At 72.6% G+C, this 16,827-nt stretch carries 16 protein-coding genes; 5 read left to right on the top strand and 11 right to left on the bottom strand.

Going from position 1 to position 16,827, the window contains the following annotated elements; all coding sequences use genetic code 11:
• Positions 1–140: 140 nt before the first annotated feature.
• From BD833_RS07815 to BD833_RS07790, 6 genes are all read right to left on the bottom strand, one after another.
• Complete coding sequence (locus BD833_RS07815) at positions 141–2,843, bottom strand: hypothetical protein (RefSeq protein ID WP_166532569.1); 2,703 nt, start codon at positions 2,841–2,843, stop codon at positions 141–143.
• Positions 2,844–3,361: 518 nt separating this feature from the next.
• Positions 3,362–4,327: a coiled-coil domain-containing protein gene (locus BD833_RS07810; RefSeq protein ID WP_166532568.1), complete on the bottom strand. Its 966-nt coding sequence runs from the start codon at positions 4,325–4,327 to the stop codon at positions 3,362–3,364.
• Positions 4,324–4,809: a helix-turn-helix domain-containing protein gene (locus tag BD833_RS07805; RefSeq protein WP_166532567.1), complete on the bottom strand. Its 486-nt coding sequence runs from the start codon at positions 4,807–4,809 to the stop codon at positions 4,324–4,326. The genes BD833_RS07810 and BD833_RS07805 overlap by 4 nt, the downstream gene beginning before the upstream one ends.
• Complete coding sequence (locus BD833_RS07800; protein ID WP_481748695.1) at positions 4,809–5,324, bottom strand: phage terminase small subunit; 516 nt, start codon at positions 5,322–5,324, stop codon at positions 4,809–4,811. The genes BD833_RS07805 and BD833_RS07800 overlap by 1 nt, the downstream gene beginning before the upstream one ends.
• A gap of 199 nt (positions 5,325–5,523) precedes the next feature.
• On the bottom strand, positions 5,524–5,913 hold the full coding sequence (locus BD833_RS07795) for a hypothetical protein (RefSeq protein WP_166532566.1): 390 nt from the start codon (positions 5,911–5,913) through the stop codon (positions 5,524–5,526).
• A gap of 801 nt (positions 5,914–6,714) precedes the next feature.
• A complete protein-coding gene (locus tag BD833_RS07790; protein ID WP_243737541.1) occupies positions 6,715–6,903 on the bottom strand; it encodes a helix-turn-helix transcriptional regulator in 189 nt (62 codons plus the stop codon).
• A gap of 122 nt (positions 6,904–7,025) precedes the next feature.
• Here BD833_RS07790 and BD833_RS07785 point away from each other — a divergent pair, with 122 nt between their 5' ends.
• Positions 7,026–7,688: a hypothetical protein gene (locus BD833_RS07785; protein ID WP_166532564.1), complete on the top strand. Its 663-nt coding sequence runs from the start codon at positions 7,026–7,028 to the stop codon at positions 7,686–7,688.
• Entirely contained in the window at positions 7,688–8,791 is a 1,104-nt protein-coding gene (locus tag BD833_RS07780; protein WP_166532563.1) for a site-specific integrase, read from the top strand. The genes BD833_RS07785 and BD833_RS07780 overlap by 1 nt, the downstream gene beginning before the upstream one ends.
• A gap of 3 nt (positions 8,792–8,794) precedes the next feature.
• Here BD833_RS07780 and glnA read toward each other — a convergent pair whose 3' ends face one another.
• On the bottom strand, positions 8,795–10,228 hold the full coding sequence (gene glnA, locus BD833_RS07775) for a type I glutamate--ammonia ligase (protein ID WP_166532562.1): 1,434 nt from the start codon (positions 10,226–10,228) through the stop codon (positions 8,795–8,797).
• Between the two features lie 190 nt (positions 10,229–10,418).
• Here glnA and BD833_RS07770 point away from each other — a divergent pair, with 190 nt between their 5' ends.
• Both BD833_RS07770 and BD833_RS07765 read left to right on the top strand, forming a co-directional pair.
• A complete protein-coding gene (locus tag BD833_RS07770) occupies positions 10,419–10,841 on the top strand; it encodes an RDD family protein (protein ID WP_166532561.1) in 423 nt (140 codons plus the stop codon).
• Positions 10,842–10,851: 10 nt separating this feature from the next.
• On the top strand, positions 10,852–11,430 hold the full coding sequence (locus BD833_RS07765; RefSeq protein ID WP_166532560.1) for a GNAT family N-acetyltransferase: 579 nt from the start codon (positions 10,852–10,854) through the stop codon (positions 11,428–11,430).
• Between the two features lie 55 nt (positions 11,431–11,485).
• Here BD833_RS07765 and BD833_RS07760 read toward each other — a convergent pair whose 3' ends face one another.
• From BD833_RS07760 to BD833_RS07750, 3 genes are all read right to left on the bottom strand, one after another.
• Entirely contained in the window at positions 11,486–12,337 is an 852-nt protein-coding gene (locus BD833_RS07760) for a DUF4191 domain-containing protein (protein WP_208092420.1), read from the bottom strand.
• 62 nt (positions 12,338–12,399) lie between these two features.
• Positions 12,400–13,374, bottom strand: a complete 975-nt coding sequence (gene lipA / locus BD833_RS07755) for a lipoyl synthase (RefSeq protein WP_166532559.1) — start codon at positions 13,372–13,374, stop codon at positions 12,400–12,402.
• Between the two features lie 102 nt (positions 13,375–13,476).
• A complete protein-coding gene (locus BD833_RS07750) occupies positions 13,477–14,571 on the bottom strand; it encodes a hypothetical protein (protein WP_166532558.1) in 1,095 nt (364 codons plus the stop codon).
• Between the two features lie 112 nt (positions 14,572–14,683).
• Between BD833_RS07750 and BD833_RS07745 the strand changes: the two genes are divergently transcribed.
• Complete coding sequence (locus BD833_RS07745; RefSeq protein ID WP_166532557.1) at positions 14,684–15,613, top strand: LLM class F420-dependent oxidoreductase; 930 nt, start codon at positions 14,684–14,686, stop codon at positions 15,611–15,613.
• Positions 15,614–15,661: 48 nt separating this feature from the next.
• Here BD833_RS07745 and BD833_RS07740 read toward each other — a convergent pair whose 3' ends face one another.
• Positions 15,662–16,708 (bottom strand): class I SAM-dependent methyltransferase, encoded by a 1,047-nt coding sequence (locus BD833_RS07740; RefSeq protein ID WP_166532556.1) that lies wholly within the window; start codon positions 16,706–16,708, stop codon positions 15,662–15,664.
• Positions 16,709–16,827 lie beyond the last annotated feature (119 nt).

Raw genomic sequence — 16,827 nt, 5'->3', positions numbered from 1 at the left:
AACGTAGCGCTATGGGGGCGGCGAATCACAGAACCGAGATGCGGACGGCCACTCCAGTCACTCGCGCCCGGCCAGCACCCACACCGGGGGCCCGACGGGGGGCAAGGCCCTGGGCGTTCGACTGGCGGGGCACGGTGGCGTCAGACGCGACCCGTCCGCGCCTGCATCTCCAGCCGGCGCACAGCAGCGTCCGCGAGCCGCTGCTCGTCCATCCCGGGAGACGGGTGGACGTGCTGGACCACTGGAGGCGGTGCCGCGGCCGCGACAGAGCCAGAGCGGGACGGCTGTGCGGCCACGTAGCCGCCGGCGGCGAACCGCCCGGCCGCGGCCGCGGCCCGAGAGCCGCCCTGAGCCACCGCCGTGAACCGGACCTGCCGCTCGGCCAGCTCGGTGAACCGCGCGGCCGCCGCGGCCCAGTCGCCGCGGTTCACCGCGTCCATGCCAGGCCGCCCCACCGCCGCGGTCATCATGGCGCGAGTGACGTACTCGCCGTTGGACAGCCAGGCGGGGATCGAGTCCGACGTCCCCGTGCCCGGCCCGCGGATGTACCCACCGGACGCGGCAGCAACGCCAGTGTGCCGGCCCGTGACCGCGACCTGTTCCCGCAGCACACGGACCCGCTGGGTCACCACCGACTCGCGGTTACGAGCGGTCTGGTTCAGCGCGTACTCGGCGGCCGCCGTCTCGGCGTGCAGGCGCACGTTGCCGTCCGGGAGATGCTCGATGCGGAAGCCCAGCCTCTCGAACTGGGCGATCTGCTCGGGCGCAGGCGAGCGGACGTCGACGTACTTGGAGTTCGGCACGCCGATCACCTCGGCGCCCAGCTGGCGGAACTGCGCCGACGCGACCGCCCCGGCGTCAGTGCTCTGCTGCAGCGCGGCGATGGTCGTGTGCAGCGACGCGGGGAAGCTGTCCCCCATCGTGTCCCGCAGCCGGAGGAGCTCGGCGAGCGTGCTGGCCTGGGCGGCGGCGTTCCGCTGCATCTCCGAGGTGTTCGCCGGAAGTGCGTCGGCAGCGGCCTGGCCGAACGCCTCGGCCTGCCGCAGCATCGCCTGCTCGACCTGGAGCGCGGCGTCGGCGGCCTCTTCGGATGCTGCGCCGTGCTCGCGGACGGCGGCGGCCAGCCCCGCCACGGCACCCTCGGTGGCGTCCACCGACATGCGGTAGGCCAGGTCGGAGTTGGCGGCCGCGAGCTGTTGCTCGGACTGGGCGATCATCGCCTGGGTGACGCCGTGGATGGCCCGCTCCACCTCGCCTTCGGCGGCCGCGAGGGAGCGCTGGGCTGCCTCCAGGGTCCGAGCGGCCCCCTCTGCCTCGTTGCTGGTCGGGCCGAACTCGTCGACGGCCCTTCGCAGCGCGTCGGTGGCGACCGTGACGTCCTCCTGGGCCCGGGCGCCGGCGTCCAGCGACTGGTACCACTGGTCGTAGGAGTCGGTGGCGCCCTCCACGGTGGGGATGAGATCACCGATCGTGTAGCCGAACGCGCCCATGTTCTGCACCCACCCGGGCAGGTCGACCAGGAGGCCACCTGTCCGCTCGTGGAATCGCTGCACGTAGGTGCCCGCGGCCTCGGCCTGGTCGCCGCCGGCCCGGAACGCGCGGCCCAGGGCACGGTTCGCTTCTTCGGCTGCCTGCCCGGCTTCCACCCACGCGACGAGGCCGGCGGCGGCGAACCCGATCCCGAGAGCGGCCGGCCCGGCGGCGCTTGCCACGCTCCCGAGGCCCCGAGACAGGTTCCCGGCCAGGCCTGCGGCCGCACCGCTCTTGGCGGCGTAATCGCCGAGCTTCACCGCGAGGGTGTCGAGCGTGGCGGCCGCTCCGCGGGCGGCCTTAAGCGCCAGCAGCCCGGTGGCGACGGCGGGGAGCAGAGGTCCCAGCGTCTTGAGCACGTCGACCGCGACTCCGGTGGCGTCGGCGAGAGCTGGCAGGACGTCAGCAGCCAGTTCCGCGCCTTGGCCGAGGATCTCTCCGAGTGCGGGGAGCATGTTCTCCAGGACCCGGCCCAGGGCGGCGAACGCCTCGCCAGCGGCGGGAGAGTGCTCGCTGATCGAGTCGAGGAAGCCGGTCACCCCGAGTCCCACGGAGCCGAGGAAGCTCTGCAGTCCCTCGAACACCGGCTCCGCGTCCGACACCGAGCGCACCAGGCCCGGCATAGCGTTCATCGCGAGCGCGATCACCCCGTCGGTGAGGTCCTCGACTAGGGGCGCGGACTCGGCGAAGGCAGTGCGCAGCTGGGGCCGCAGTCCGTCGACGGCAGCACCCATCCGATCGGCCATCCGCGTGTAGACGGGCACGAGCACTGCAGCGTCGGCGACCGCGCCGTCCCGGATGTCGGTCCCGAGCTGGCTCCACGCCTCACGGACCTCCAGGGTCTGAGCGGCCGCGACCGCGCCGATCCCGCCCATCAGCGTGCCGGCGGCCACGGTGACCGCCGGGGCGCCGGCGGCCAGTGCGGCACTCACGCCGGCAACGATGAGCGGCGAGTTGCGGGTCAGGCTCTGGTTGATGCCCTGCGCCAGCCGACCACCGGTCCGGCGGCCGGCGCCCTCGGCGACCGGGTCCAGCCCAGCGGCCGCGATCTCCATCGCCGAGGCGAACTGGCCGCGGGCGTTCCGCAGCCGACCGGCCGAGTCCCGCACCAGCCCATCGGCGTAGGCACGGCCCGCCGCGCGCCCCGCGGCGGCGGTCACATCGGCGGCGTCGGCCAGGCCCTTCTTCGTGCCGACGGTGAGGGCCGCGGCCCCGCTCTCGCCGGCGGACCGCATCTCGGCGGCCATCCGGCGCGGGAACGCGCGGAGGTCGGGCTCGACGAGGATCTCGATGCGACCACCGGGCGCGGTCACGGAGCACAGCCTTCCTGTGCTGCTCCGCACAGGTCACGGCCGCAGGGGCGCCTGTTCCGAGGGCGGCAGCCTCCGGGGCGGAAATGGGGGATCACGGGGCTGGTTCCTCCTGGTTGCGACGGTTGGCATCCTTCTCGGCTGGCAGGTCGTGGTCCCTGGCTGATCCACGTCGAGCACGCCGGCCGCGGCGAGTCCGTCGCGGCCTGGGGCTCGACTCCCTGGCCGGGATGTCGGCCGCGTTTACGGTGTGCTGGCGGTCCACCGGAGCGGTGTTCGTCGTGCCCGGTGCACCAGCTGTCGCGGTGTCGTCGCGGGTCACGACCTCTGGTCTGTCGACGATCACCGTGCGCTCCGGCGGCCGAGTGCACGTTCCATCTGCCGGATCGCGTCGGCCACGTCAGGACTGCGCTCGAGGGCGTCCTGTGGGCCCTTCGGCGCGGTGATGCGCCGGCCTCCTCGGCGCTCCATGTCGATGCGAGCCCGGTCGATGACCGTCCGGTCCGGACGGGATGTGTCGCTCACGGCTGGTCCACTACCGCGAGCCGACCGGGGGCGGGGTCCCGGTACGGAAACGGTTCCGGTGCGCCGGTCCCGAACGGCGCAGCGCGGGAACCGACGGCTCGCGGCGATCCTGCTGTCGGGCGGATCACTGGCCCGGTGTCGAAAACATAGTCGGGCTTCGGAGGTGGCGCCTGCTCGGTGGGCGAGCTCTCCAGTCCGACCAGGCGTCGCAGGCGCTCCCGTTCCGACTCTGCGTGCCTGGCGGCCTGGCGGCCGAGGTCGTCGCGCAGTTCGTCGACGCGCAGAGCGGCTCGAGCGGCGTTGCCCCTGCTCGACGCGGCGAGTTCAGCGGCCTGAGTCGCCTTGTCCGCCGCGGATGCCGCCGCCGCCGCCGCGGCATCCGCCGCCGCCTTGGCCGCCGATGCTGCCTCCGCGTCCCGGGAGGCCCGTCCCTCGACGCGGGAAGCTTCGGCTTCGGCGCGGCCCAGCTGCAGGCGTGCGAGGCGCTCCTTGGCCTCGGCCAGCCGGGTCGGGACGACGACCTCGGCCTCCGGACGCAACTGCAGGAACCGCTCGGTGTCGGCTCGGGTGATCGCCTCGTGCAGGGCCGCGAGGATGTTCTTCTGCAGCGACTCCATCTCCTGAACGGCCTGCTCGGCGCCGGCCAGCTGGTCATCGTCCTTGAACTCCGTGGTGGCGGTGTCCAGCGCGAGGCACAGGGCTGCCCGGCGGACCCTGGCCTGACGGACCGCCATCGCGCGGTTGAACTGGGTGGCGTACTGGGCGAAGGTCGTCTCCAGCGAGCGCGCTTCCGACTGGATGGCCTCGAGATGGTCGGCGTGGACCCTGCCACGGGTTGCTCGCTCGAACTGGGTCAGCGCCTTCGACAGGTCGATCGGGCCCTCGGTGTCGAGCTGCTCGTCGACGGCCGCCAGGAAGCGCTCACTGGCGTTGAGGTGGTCGGTCTGCGGCTGTCCGCTCATGCTGCACATCCCTTCGTGGCCGGAAGGCCGGCGATGTAGGTGTCCAGGTCCTGCACACGAACTCGGGTGGCGCCGAGCAACTTCACGGCCGGCAGGACGCCGTCGGCGATGAGGCGCTTCACGGTGCGTTCGCTGCAGCCGAGCGCTGTCGCGGTGTCGTCGAGGGACAGGAGTTTCGGTGCCATGGCGGGAGCGTGACGGACCGTCCACAAGTCGCGCAGCGGTGTCCCGTCCTGGCCCGCGGTGGCCCGATCCGCGAAGAGCTGCCGCATCGCTTGCAGGGCGTGCAGTACGCCGGGCTGCGGAGCGACGGAGCGGCCTTGCTCGGTCCTCGTGAGCCAGTTGAGGTGGACACCGAGCGCGGTGCCGAGATGCCCGGCGAGTTCGGCCGGCACGTCGAAGACCAGCGGATGAGTGACCGCGGGCTTCCGTCTCACCGAATCGGGGGCGGTGCGGGAGTCGTCATCGAGTGACCGGTGCATCAGTCGTCCTCCGCCCGGTCGCCAAGCGGCGAAGGACGTCGGCGGGGCCCCAGCGCTTCCCGCGGATCCGCTGATGCCGGGTCGACAGCACGCAGGTGGCCGTACCGGTGTCGAGCTCCCTCTCCAGGCCTGCCGCTGTCGGCGGCGCCGTCCTCGCCGGGGTCGGTGAACTGGATTCGCAGGCGCTGGCGGTCCTCGGGCGTGGAGCCGTACTTCGCGACGCGCAGCCGGATCTCTGCGGCCCACTTCATCTCGCCCTCCGACCACATGCGGTGATGCATCAGGGCGGTGTCGAGTAGGAAGCTCCAGTCCGAGGCGGTGAACGTGTGGGCCAGCGGCCAGCTCTTCCAGTCTCGCCACCAGGCCCGTGTGCGCGGATGCCAGTCGACGTCCCGCGGCAGGGCCGGCTGCCTTGCAGGCTTGGCGGCCACCTCCTGCACCCCGCCCCGACGCCGGGCATCGCGTGGACGGGACAGGCGCCCCGGATCCTTGGGTGGGAACCCTCGACCGGCCATCACCGACCGCCCCCGGAGGGGTGTCCCGGAGCCACCGCCGGCTGGGGCAGGGCGAAAGTCCCAGAGTTGCGCGGCCCACCTTCCGCAGAACCGGCGGTCAAGGGATCGGCGGGGTGGGGGAGGGGGTGCCCCCCCACCCCCTGCGCCGCCCTCAACTCGCCCAGGGGCGCGTCAGCTGGCCGACGGCTACCCGAGCAGCTCACTGCTGACCTCCTTCAGATGCGGCGCGGGTCAGCTGCTCGCGCACGGGGATTCCTTCTGCCTCCGCCAGCACGATCAGCGGCTGCACGACGTCCGTCGCGATGCGTTGCAGGGCGGCGATGGCGATGTAGCTGAGCTCGTGCACACCGACTTCGCCGATCAACTCGCAGGCCAGCCGGTCCAGCTCTGCCGGGTCGTTGCTCGCGACCGCGAGTGCGTAGCTCAGCCGTGCCGCTCGTCTTCGCACGATGTCGAGGTTCATGACGCCGAACGGCTCGCCGTTGCTGTCGGCCAGGAGGTGGTGATGCAGGTGCATGAGGTTCTCCCGCTGGAGGTGTGCGCCGGGCTCGGTGAGCAGGGATCGGTCAGGGGACAGGGGGCAGATCACGCCGGCCTCCGGTGAAGCGCGGCACGGATCTCTCGCATCGCGGCCGCACGTGCTTGCTCGTCCGCCAAGCGGGGCACCTGCTTCCGAGCGCGTTGCTCGATCTGTATGCGGACATGCGGTCGACAGACCAGGCAGGGACGTGCCCGGCCGTCGACGGTGTCGGGCAGCCAGCCGTTGCGACAGAGTGCGTCGTGGGGCTCTGCCGGCGCCTGGGCGTCGTCTTCCACGAGTTCGCCGGTTCGGTCGTGACGGCTCATGCGGTCGCTGCCTTGGCGTCAGCGGCGCATCCGCGACACGGACGCAGGAGGGCGTGCACGGCGCATCGGCCCGATGCTGGAACTGTCCCCCGGGGGACAACTCCCAGGGACACCCCCGGGGGACTACCCGACGGGACCCGGGACGGGACGGGATTCCCGAGAGAACAGCCATCCGCGCATGACTCATGATGCTCGCCGCGAGCGTGTGCACGCTGCCTCGCCTTCTTCGCGGTCTCTCGGGCGCGGCTGCGCTCGACCTGGTCGCGCTCGAGCTGCCACTCCGGGAAGCGCAGACCCACGAACCAGACATCCCCCCGCTCTTCCCACCAGCCAGCGCCGACCAGCTCGGCGACAACCGGGCAGTCATCCGGTGCCGAGACGTCGACGGCCGGCGAGAAGGCGAAGCGGCGCAGATCCCGCTTCGGGACCAGAAGATCGAGCAGGCGGCGGTTCGACCAGCCAAGCGCGTCGACGTGGGTGCGGACTGCGGCATCCGAGAGGTCAGCGACGGCGTCGCCGAACTCGTCGCCCAGCTTGGTCCACATCAGACAGCCGGGGCGCCGCCGGCGGACGTGGCAGCCTTCTGGGCCCGGAGCCAGGACTCCACGTCGCTCCGCTCGTACACCACGGACCTCCCGATCTTGAACGAGGTCGGCCCCTCGCCACGCCACCGCCAGTAGCGCAGGGTCTCGATCGGTCGCTGGATCAGCTCAGCGACCTGAGCTGTCGTCATGAGGTCGTTCATGCCTCATCCCTTCTGTCTCGACGGGATCCCCCGTCACCGTTGACAGCTTGGGGTCGTTGTGGTGAGGTTGTCCTCGTCAAGAACGAACCACTATTTACGGTGAGGCTGCAATGGCGTTGACCGGTCACGAGCGGGTGGCCTTCCGACTTCGCGGACTGCCAATCTCTGACCAGCCGACCGAGTGGCAGAGCGGGCCCGTCACGTGGCAGGGCAGGCACGACATCGAACCGCTGGCTGGCGACGTCCCCTACGGGGAGCACATGGTGATGCCAGCCAGCGTCGCGTTCCGCTTCCGTGGTCAGCGAGGAGCGCCGACGATCGAAGCCCGCGTCGAGGTGGTCCACGGCGTCCCCGAGCTCAGCCACTTCGCCATGACGTCGACGGCGACCGGCGGACTGCGAAGTAGTGACCTGCGGAACGTGTTCGTCGACGGTCTCGTGCTGGGGGTGGCCGAGATGACGGCCCAGCACGTCGAGGAAGTGGCCGACGGGGTGTACGGCATCCGTGACCCCGAGCCCCGGCAAGCCTCCAAGGCAGCCGAACGAGCACGTCGGGGGAGAGGCGCCACAGCGGCGAGGACCGGCCGGCGCCCCGTGCCCACCGATCGGATTCGCTACACCGCCGAGGTCTACCGCGACCACCTCCAGTCGGGCCCCCGACAGGCCGTGATCGACCACCTCGGAGTGACCGGCAGTACTGCAGACCGGTACATCGCCCGGGCTCGAGCGGCCGGCTTCCTTCCGGCCACGACGCCTGGCAAGGCAAAGGGCTGATGGCCAGCATCGCGCGCCGGCCCGACGGCACGTACCGGCCCCGCTTCCGGGATGCGACGGGCAAGGAACACGCTCGCCACTTCAAGCGGAAGGTCGATGCGCAGCGCTGGCTCGACGAGCAGACCGCGGCGCTCGTCACCGGCACCTACGTGGACCCGAGGACGGCGAAGACCACCGTCGCGGACTGGTGTGACACCTGGTTGGCCGGCTACGCCACGCGGCGGCCGCGGACGGTCCGGCAGGCGGAGGTGCACGTTGCGCAGATCAAGGCCGCGTTCGGGCGCCAGCAGCTGGCTGCGGTCCGGCCGTCGGCCGTGCGGTCGTGGACGGCAAAGCTGAAGGCGGACGGCCTGGCCGACAGCTACGTCTACGCCCTGCACGCCCGGCTGTCGCAGGTCATGAGCGACGCCGTGCACGACGGAATCCTGGCCCGGAACCCGTGCTCGCGGCGGACGTCGCCGGGCGCCGGGAAGCAGCGGCCCTACGTGGCCACGACGGAGCAGGTGTGGGCACTGCACGACGCGGTCGCGGAGCACCTCCGACCGGCGATCTTGCTCGGCGCGTTCGTCGGGCTCCGCACCGCTGAGGCGGTGGGTCTGCGGGTGGCCGACGTCGACTTCATGCGGGCCGTCGTCCACCCGACCGTGCAGGGCGCCGGGGAGCCGCTGAAGACCGAGACCTCCCGCACGCCGCTGCCGATCCCGCAGGAGCTCGCGCTCGAGCTGTCGGCAGCCGTGGCGCGCTGGGGCGGGGACCGGGTCGTCACCGATGGACTGGGCCGGCCGACGTCGACGTGGGCGATCGAGCGCGCCGTGCGCTCGGCCCGGCCGAAGATCGAAGGCCTGCCCGAGGGCTTCCGGTTCCACGACCTGCGGCACTACCTGGCGTCACTGCTGATCGCGAGCGGCGCCGACGTGAAGGTGGTCCAGCACCGACTCCGGCACGGGAGCGCGAAGACGACGCTGGACACCTACGGGCACATGTGGCCCGACAGCGACGAGTCCGCACGAGCCGCCGTCGGTGCGGTCCTGGCGGCTCGTGCGGACTCTGTGCGGACTACGACGCTGACCTACGGGCAAACCCGCAGGTCAGCGGGGAAGTGAGGCTCAGATGTCGTAGTACATCGCGAACTCGTGCGGGTGCGGGCGGAGGCGGATCGGGTCGATCTCGAACTCGCGCTTGTACTCGATCCACGTCTCGATCAGGTCGGGGGTGAACACCCCGCCGTCGATCAGGTAGTCGTGGTCGACCTCGAGCCGGTCGAGGACGGCGTCCAGCGACGCGGGCACCTTCTCGATGCCCAGGGCCTCCTCGGGCGGCAGCTCGTAGAGGTCCTTGTCCACCGGCGCCGGCGGCTCGATCTTGTTCTTCACGCCGTCGAGACCGGCCATCAGCATCGCCGAGAAGGCGAGGTAGGGGTTGGCCGACGGGTCGGGCACCCGGAACTCGATGCGCTTGGCCTTGGGGCTGTCACCCGAGATCGGGATGCGGGTGCACGCCGAGCGGTTGCGCGCGGAGTAGACGAGGTTGATCGGCGCCTCGTAGCCGGGCACCAGGCGGTGGTAGCTGTTGACCGTCGGGTTGGTGAACGCCAGCAGCGACGGCGCGTGCTTGAGCAGGCCACCGATGTAGTGCCGCGCCATGTCGGACAGGCCCGCGTAACCGGTCTCGGCGTGGAAGAGCGGCTCGCCGTCCATCCAGAGGCTCTGGTGGCAGTGCATCCCGGAGCCGTTGTCGCCGAACAGCGGCTTGGGCATGAACGTGACGCTCTTGCCCTCGGCCCAGGCGGTGTTCTTGATGATGTACTTGAACAGCATCAGGCTGTCGGCCGACCGCAGTAGCGTGTCGAACTTGTAGTTGATCTCCGCCTGCCCGCCGGTGCCGACCTCGTGGTGGCCGCGCTCGAGTTCCAGGCCCGCCTTGGTCAGGTTGCTCATCATGGTCGAGCGCAGGTCGCTCTGGTGGTCGTAGGGCTCCACCGGGAAGTAGCCGCCCTTGGGCCGGGTCTTGTAGCCCAGGTTGGGGCCGCCGTTCTCGCCAGTCACGGCGCCCGTGTTCCACGAGCCCTCGACCGCGTCGATGTGGTAGTAGCCCTCGTTGATCCCGGTGCCGTGCCGGATCGAGTCGAAGATGTAGAACTCGGCCTCGGCGCCGAAGTACGCGGTGTCGGCGATGCCGCTGGAGGCGAGGTAGGCCTCGGCCTTCTTCGCGACGTTGCGCGGGTCGCGGCTGTAGGCCTCACGCGTGATCGGGTCGTGGATGAAGAAGTTGACGTTCAGCGTCTTGTGCCGGCGGAACGGGTCGAGGAAGGCGCTGTTGGCGTCGGGCAGCAGCAGCATGTCCGACTCGTTGATCGCCTGGAAGCCACGGATCGACGAACCGTCGAAGCCCAGGCCCTCGGTGAACGTGTCCTCGCCGAACGACGACGCCGGGATGGTGAAGTGCTGCATGACGCCGGGCAGGTCGCAGAAACGGACGTCGACGTACTCGACGTCGTTGTCGCGGATGTAGGCGGCGACCTCGTCGGGGCTGGTGAACATCGATCCTCCGGGTGTTGGCGGATTGCCGAACGGCACGCTACGAGCGGGGAGTTGCCCGGCCGTGTCCCGAGTGTTTCGGGGCGGTAACAACGGCCTGGGCGTGTCGCCCGTCACGGCTACCCATCACGGCCCCACGCTGCGCGGAGCGAGGCGTGGGGAGAGGGGTGGCCCTGTCACTACGCTTGCTGTCATGGTCGGGAACGTCGGACAACCCTCTCAGGCACCGGACCGTGGCGCCTCCCTGGGGTTGCCCGCCTCAGGACCGGGGTCGCTGGCGCCGTTCAGCCGGCGGGTCGGCGGGTACGCCGTCGACGCCGCCGTCTCGCTGCTCATCGCCTGGGCGTTCACCGCCCCGGCGCTGCCGGGCAACTGGAGCCTGCTGGTGTTCGGCGTCCTCACCGTGGGAACGCTCGCGGTGTTCGGCCAGACGCCGGGGCACCGGGTGCTGGGCATGCGGCTGGCGCACCCCACGCCGGGTGCGCGCCTGGCGCCCTGGCGCGCCGTCGTCCGCACCGCGCTGCTGATCCTGCTGGTCCCGGCGCTCATCGTCGACGCCGACGGGCGCGGCCTGCACGACCGGCTGACCGGTACCGCCGTCGTCCTCGACCGGTGACGGGCCGCCGGTGATCGTCCGGCGCGAGCGCCCCGCCGACCACGCCGCCGTGGGCTCCCTGCACATGGCCGCGTTCGCCCGCGATCCCGCCACCGGTGCGGTCCGTGCAGCCGACGACGTCCCCGAGGCCCGGCTGGTCGAGCAGCTGCGGAACGACCCCGGGTTCCTGCCCCACCTGTCGCTGGTCGCCGTGGACGGGGGCGATGTGGACGGGGGCGATGTGGACGGGGGCGGTGTGGACGGGGGCGGGGTGGCGGGCCACGTGATCGCCACCCGCGGCTGGCTCGAGCCGTTCGGGACCGCGGTGCTGGGGCTCGGCCCCCTCGCCGTGCGCCCCGACCGGCAGGGCCACGGCATCGGCACGGTGCTCGTGCACGCGCTCGTGGCCGTCGCCGAGGCGGCGGGCGAACGGCTCGTCGCGCTCCTCGGCTCGCCGGACTACTACCGGCGGTTCGGCTTCGTCCCGGCCGACATATTCGGCGTCAGCGCCCCCGACCCCCGGTGGGCCCGGCATTTCCAGGCCCGGCTCCTCGACGGCCCGGCGCTGCAGGGCACGTTCCGCTACGCGGACCCGTTCACCCGCCTCTGACGACGCGAGGGCCCCGACCGCGGTGCGGTCGGGGCCCTCGTCGGCCGGGAGGCCGTCAGCGGCGGCGGACCTGCCGCTGGCTGACCGACATCTGCCGCCCGCCGGGCAGCGGACCACCGGGCACCGGCATGCGCGGACCGCCGAGCGCGCCCATCCGGCGGCCCAGCGAGTTCACCTCGGCGGCGCTGAGGTTGCGGGGCAGCTTCATGACGTGGGTGCTGAGCTTCTTCAGCGGCACCTGGCCCTCGTCGTCCCCGACCGTGATGTCGTAGATCGGGGTGTCGCCGACGACGCGGGCGATCTTCTTCTTCTCCTGCGCGATGAGACCGCGGACCCGGCCGGGCACGCCCTCGCCGACCAGGATGATCCCCGGCCGGCCGAGCACCCGGTGGACGGCGTCCATCTGCGGGGTGCCCGCGACGCCGGAGGTCACCCGCCAGTCACCGCGCATGCCCTCGAGCACCCACGCGGCGGCGCCGGGCTGGCCCTCCACCTGCCGGTACGCCGAGCCCTGGGCGCGGCGGCCGAACACGATCAGCGCGGCGAGGGCACCGAACAGCAGCGCCAGCGGCAGGAAGAGGAACGGCGAGTCCAGCAGGATGCCGATCAGCTCGATCACCGCGGCGACCGACACGAACCAGATCAGCATGATCCAGGGCAGCTTCGGGTCGTTCTTCCGCGTCAGGCTGTAGGCCTGCTTGATCATGCTGCCCTGGCCGCGGAGCTTCTTCAGCCGACCGACCTTGGGCTGGCCGTTCTTGTCGAGCTTCGGCGCCTTGCCGGCCCTGCCGGAGGCGGTGGCGCCGGAGGCGGTGGCACCCGAGGTCCGGCCGCGCCCACCGTCCTTCGGGGCGCGCCCGGCGTTGCCGCCCGGGGCGGTGGGGTCAGAGGACCTGCTGCGTGCCATGGCCCCAGGATAAGGCCGCCGCGCGAGCCGATCGGCGGACCCGCCGCCGCAGGGCCGCCGGGTCAGCCCTGGTGGGCCAGCCCGCGGGCCTCGATCGCCTGCTGGTAGAGCCGCCCGGCGCGGTAGGAGCTGCGCACCAGCGGCCCGGCCAGGACGCCGGGGAAGCCGATCGCCTCCGCGTCCTTCTGGAACTGCACGAACTCGTCGGGCTTCACCCAGCGGACCACGGGGTGGTGCCGCGGCGACGGGCGCAGGTACTGGGTGATGGTCAGCAGGTCGCACCCGGCGTCGTGCAGGGCCTGCATGGCCTCGACGACCTCGTGCGGCTCCTCACCCATGCCGAGGATCAGGTTCGACTTGGTCACCAGGCCGGCCTCGCGGGCGGCCGTGATCACCGATAGCGACCGCTCGAACCGGAAGCCGGGGCGGATGCGCTTGAAGATGCGGGGGACCGTCTCGACGTTGTGCGCGAGCACCTCGGGGCGGGAGGAGAACACCTCGGCCAGCTGGGCGGGGTCGGCGTTGAAGTCGGGGATCAGCAGCTCGACGCCGCAGCCGGGGAGCTGCGCGTGGATCTGGCGGACCGTCTCGGCGTAGAGCCAGGCGCCGCCGTCGGGCAGGTCGTCGCGGGCGACGCCGGTGATCGTGGCGTACTTCAGGCCCATCGTGGCGACGCTCTCGGCGACCCGGCGTGGCTCGTCGGCGTCGAAGTCGGCGGGCTTGCCGGTGTCGATCTGGCAGAAGTCGCAGCGCCGGGTGCACTGGTCGCCGCCGATGAGGAACGTCGCCTCCCGGTCCTCCCAGCACTCGTAGATGTTGGGGCAGCCGGCCTCTTCGCAGACGGTGTGCAGGCCTTCGCGGCGGACCAGCGACTTCAGCTCGGTGTACTCCGGGCCGGTCTTGAGCCGGGTCTTGATCCAGTCGGGCTTGCGCTCGATCGGCACCTGGCTGTTGCGGACCTCCAGGCGCAGGAGTTTGCGTCCGGCCGGCTCGATCCCGGAGCCCGAGGATGGGGTCTGGGCGGCCGTCTCACTCATGATCCCCAGGGTACTCGCCGGTGCGACCCGGCCCCGGACGCACGACGCCCCCGCTGCCTGGGGCAGCGGGGGCGTCGGACGGTGGAACGAGCGAGCGGTGGATCAGACCTGCTTGTCGGCGGGGCCGGCGGTCGGGCCCTCGTCGGCGCCACCACCGGAGCTGAACGGCTCCGGCGCCTGCTGGATGTTCTCCTCGGCGTCGGTGGGGCCGTCACCGGAGACGAACTGGGCGTCCCGGACGCCCATGTCGGACTCCGCCGGGGCGGAGTCGCTCGTGGTGTCCGCGGTGGACACGGTCTTGCCGGCGAAGTCGTCGGAACTGGGCACGGGGTCCTCTCGGTAGCTGGGCACCGGGCCGTCGCCGGCCGGGGCGGGGTTCCACCCGTCGGCCTTGTTGCGCCGCAGGAAGACGAACAGCGCCGTACCCACGGCGAGGAGGGCGAACACCCACGGCCAGCGCCTCGGCTCCGGCTCCGGGCTGGTGCGCCGCTTGACCGTCTTCGCCGTGGCCAGCGCCGCCTTCTCGAACTCGCGGTGCTTCTTGCCGGCCTGCTTGCGGGCCTTCTTCGCCGCCTTGCGCGCCCGCCGCGTGGACTCCGCGGCGGCGGCAGCCATCTCGGCCCGGCGGGCGTCGAGCTCGCTGCGGGCGCTGTCGACCCCGGCCAGCAGGGTGCCGCGGGCGCTCTCCAGCGCCGGCGACACCGCCTCGCGGGCGGCGACGACGCGCGGCGTCGCGTAGGCCAGCGCCGCGGTCTGGGCCGCGGTCAGCCGGGGGCTGACGTCCTCCGCGAGCGCCCGGCGCGAGGCCTCACGGGCCGCCTCGACCCGGGGGGCCACGCCGGCGGCGGCCCGTGCGGCGGCCAGCTGGGCCGCGGTCACCCGCGGCGCCGCGGCCACCCGGGCGGCGTCCACCCGCGGGCCGATGGCCTCGCGGGCGGCGTCCATCCGGTCGCCGAGGGTGTCGCGGGCGCTGGCCACGGCGGGCGCGGCCACCGCGACGGCGGCGGCGACCTTGGGCACGACGGCCCGCTGGGCCGCGTCCAGGGCCGGGCCGGCGGCCTCGCGGGCCGCCTCGACCCGTGGGACGAGTTGTTCGGCGGCGGCGCGACCGGCTTCGGTCACCGCCGTCCCGAGGTGGGCCAGGCCTTCCTGCACTTCGGCGCTGATGATCTCGCCGCGCGTCTTCTTGCGGAACACTGCATACCTCCGAGTTGACGTCTGGCGATCATCCTGCCCGGTCCGGGCCCGGCGCACACCCCGAGGGGCGGCCGGATGAGCGGCGGGCGCCCTCGGTGGTTACCGTCCGGCGGTGCAGCTGCGCATCTTCACCGAACCCCAGATGGGCGCCACCTACGACGAGCTGCTGGCCGTCGCCCGGCGCACGGAGGAGACCGGCTTCGACGCCTTCTTCCGTTCCGACCACTACCTGACCATGGGAGGCGACGGCCTCCCCGGCCCCACCGACGCGTGGATCACCCTGGCCGGCCTGGCCCGCGAGACCAGCCGGATCCGGCTCGGCACGCTCATGACGGCCGGCACCTTCCGGCTTCCCGGGCCGCTGGCGATCTCGGTGGCCCAGGTCGACCAGATGAGCGGTGGCCGGGTGGAGCTGGGCATCGGCTCTGGCTGGTTCGAGGCGGAGCACACCGCCTACGGCATCCCGTTCCCGCCGCTGGGCGAGCGCTTCGACCGGTACGAGGAGCAGCTGGCGGTGATCAGCGGGCTCTGGGCGACGCCGGTGGGGGAGACCTTCGGCTTCGAGGGGCGCCACTACCGGCTGGCGGACTCCCCGGCGCTGCCCAAGCCGGTGCAGCCCGGTGGCGTGCCGATCCTGGTCGGCGGCAGGGGAGCGAAGCGGACGCCGCGGCTGGCCGCCCGCTACGCGGCCGAGTTCAACGTGCCCTTCATGTCGGCGGCGGAGAACGCGCGACTGTTCACCGGGGTGCGGGAGGCCTGCGACGAGGCCGGCCGCGACCCGGCGTCCCTGGTGCGCAGCTCGGCGCTGGTGCTGTGCGTCGGGAAGGACGAGGCAGAGCTGGCCCGCCGGGCGGCCGCGATCGGGCGGGACGTCGACGAGCTGCGCGAGAACGGCGTCGCCGGCACGCCGGCCGAAGCCGTCGACACCCTCGGCCGGTACGCCGAGGCGGGTGCGCAGCGGATCTACCTGCAGGTGCTGGACCTCGCCGACCTCGACCACCTCGACCTGGTCGCCGCCGAGGTGGCCCCGCAGCTGCGCTGAGCGGCCGGCGGCCGCGCCCCGCGGGTGCGGCCGCCGGCCGGCGGGCCGTCAGCCCCGGGCCGGGCGCCGGCCCCAGGTCAGCGCGTGCATCGGCGTCAGCTGCGCCGACCCCAGGTCGGTGAACCCGTGGCGGGTCAGCAGCTCGTCGTAGGCCCGCCGGGGGAGCAGCTGGTCGTCGATCTGCGCCTCGAAGAACTGGATGCCGCTCATGATCCGGCCGGGGACGGTGCGCAGCCCCTCGTCGGTGTCGGGGAACGGGAAGTCCGAGATCACGAACCAGCCGCCCGGCTCGAGGGCGGCGGTCACGTTCTCGGTGACCCGGTCGATGTCGCGGCACTCGTGCATCGAGATGTTGTTGACGACGGCGCGCGCCGGGGTCGTGATCTCCATGTCCTCGAGGGCGCTGTGCACGAGCTCGACCCGGTCGCCGAGCCCGGCCTCCGCGAGCCGGGCCCGCGCGCGCTCGATCGAGTGCCGGTCGCCGTCGACGCCGACGACGGTGCAGCGCGGGTACGTGGTGGCCAGGCGGACCAGGCCGACGCCGGCGCCGCACGCGGTGTCGACGACGCGGCACCCGGCCGCCAGCGCCTCCGCGAGGCCGGGCACGCGGTCGAGCCCGCCGGGGACCAGCCGGGTGTAGAACGGCGTCCCGGTGCCCGACACGGCGGCGATCCACTCGGGGCTGGTGTCCTCCCACCACATGCGCTCGCCGCTGGCGAAGGCCTCCTCGAAGCGCCCGAACACCTCCGGCGCCTCGAGAACGCCGAAGACGCCGCCGGCGTAGGCGGGGGACGACGTGTCGAGCAGCAGCGTGTCCATGTGCGGGGCCAGCCGGAAGCCGCTCGCCGCGCGCTCGAGGATCCCGGCGCCGACGGCGGCACGGCACCAGACGGAGACGTAGAACCCGTCGAGGTCGAGCGCCTCGGCGAGCTCGTCGGCGGTGGACTTGGGAGCCGCGGCGAGCTGGCGCAGCAGACCCGCGCGGAGCCCGATGGCCACGGTCCGGTGGCCGACGTAGCCGGCGATGAGGGCGAGCACCGAGGGTGCGGTGTCGGCGAGGGTGGGCTCGGTGCGGGTGGGGACGGTCGCGGTCATGGTGACCTCCTGCGGGTGTGGGGGGACGACGTCGTCACCGTCCCGCCGTCGGCACCGGCGTCCCCAGTCCTGCATCTGAACCGAACCGGTACTGCTCCTGTACTACCGCCCACCGGCGC

Origin of the sequence: Blastococcus xanthinilyticus, from assembly GCF_008124835.1 — a bacterium.
GTDB classification, from domain to species: Bacteria; Actinomycetota; Actinomycetes; order Mycobacteriales; family Geodermatophilaceae; genus Blastococcus; species Blastococcus xanthinilyticus.
The sequence above is the reverse complement of the archived record's forward strand: the minus strand, read 5'-3'. Positions and strand labels throughout refer to the sequence as shown.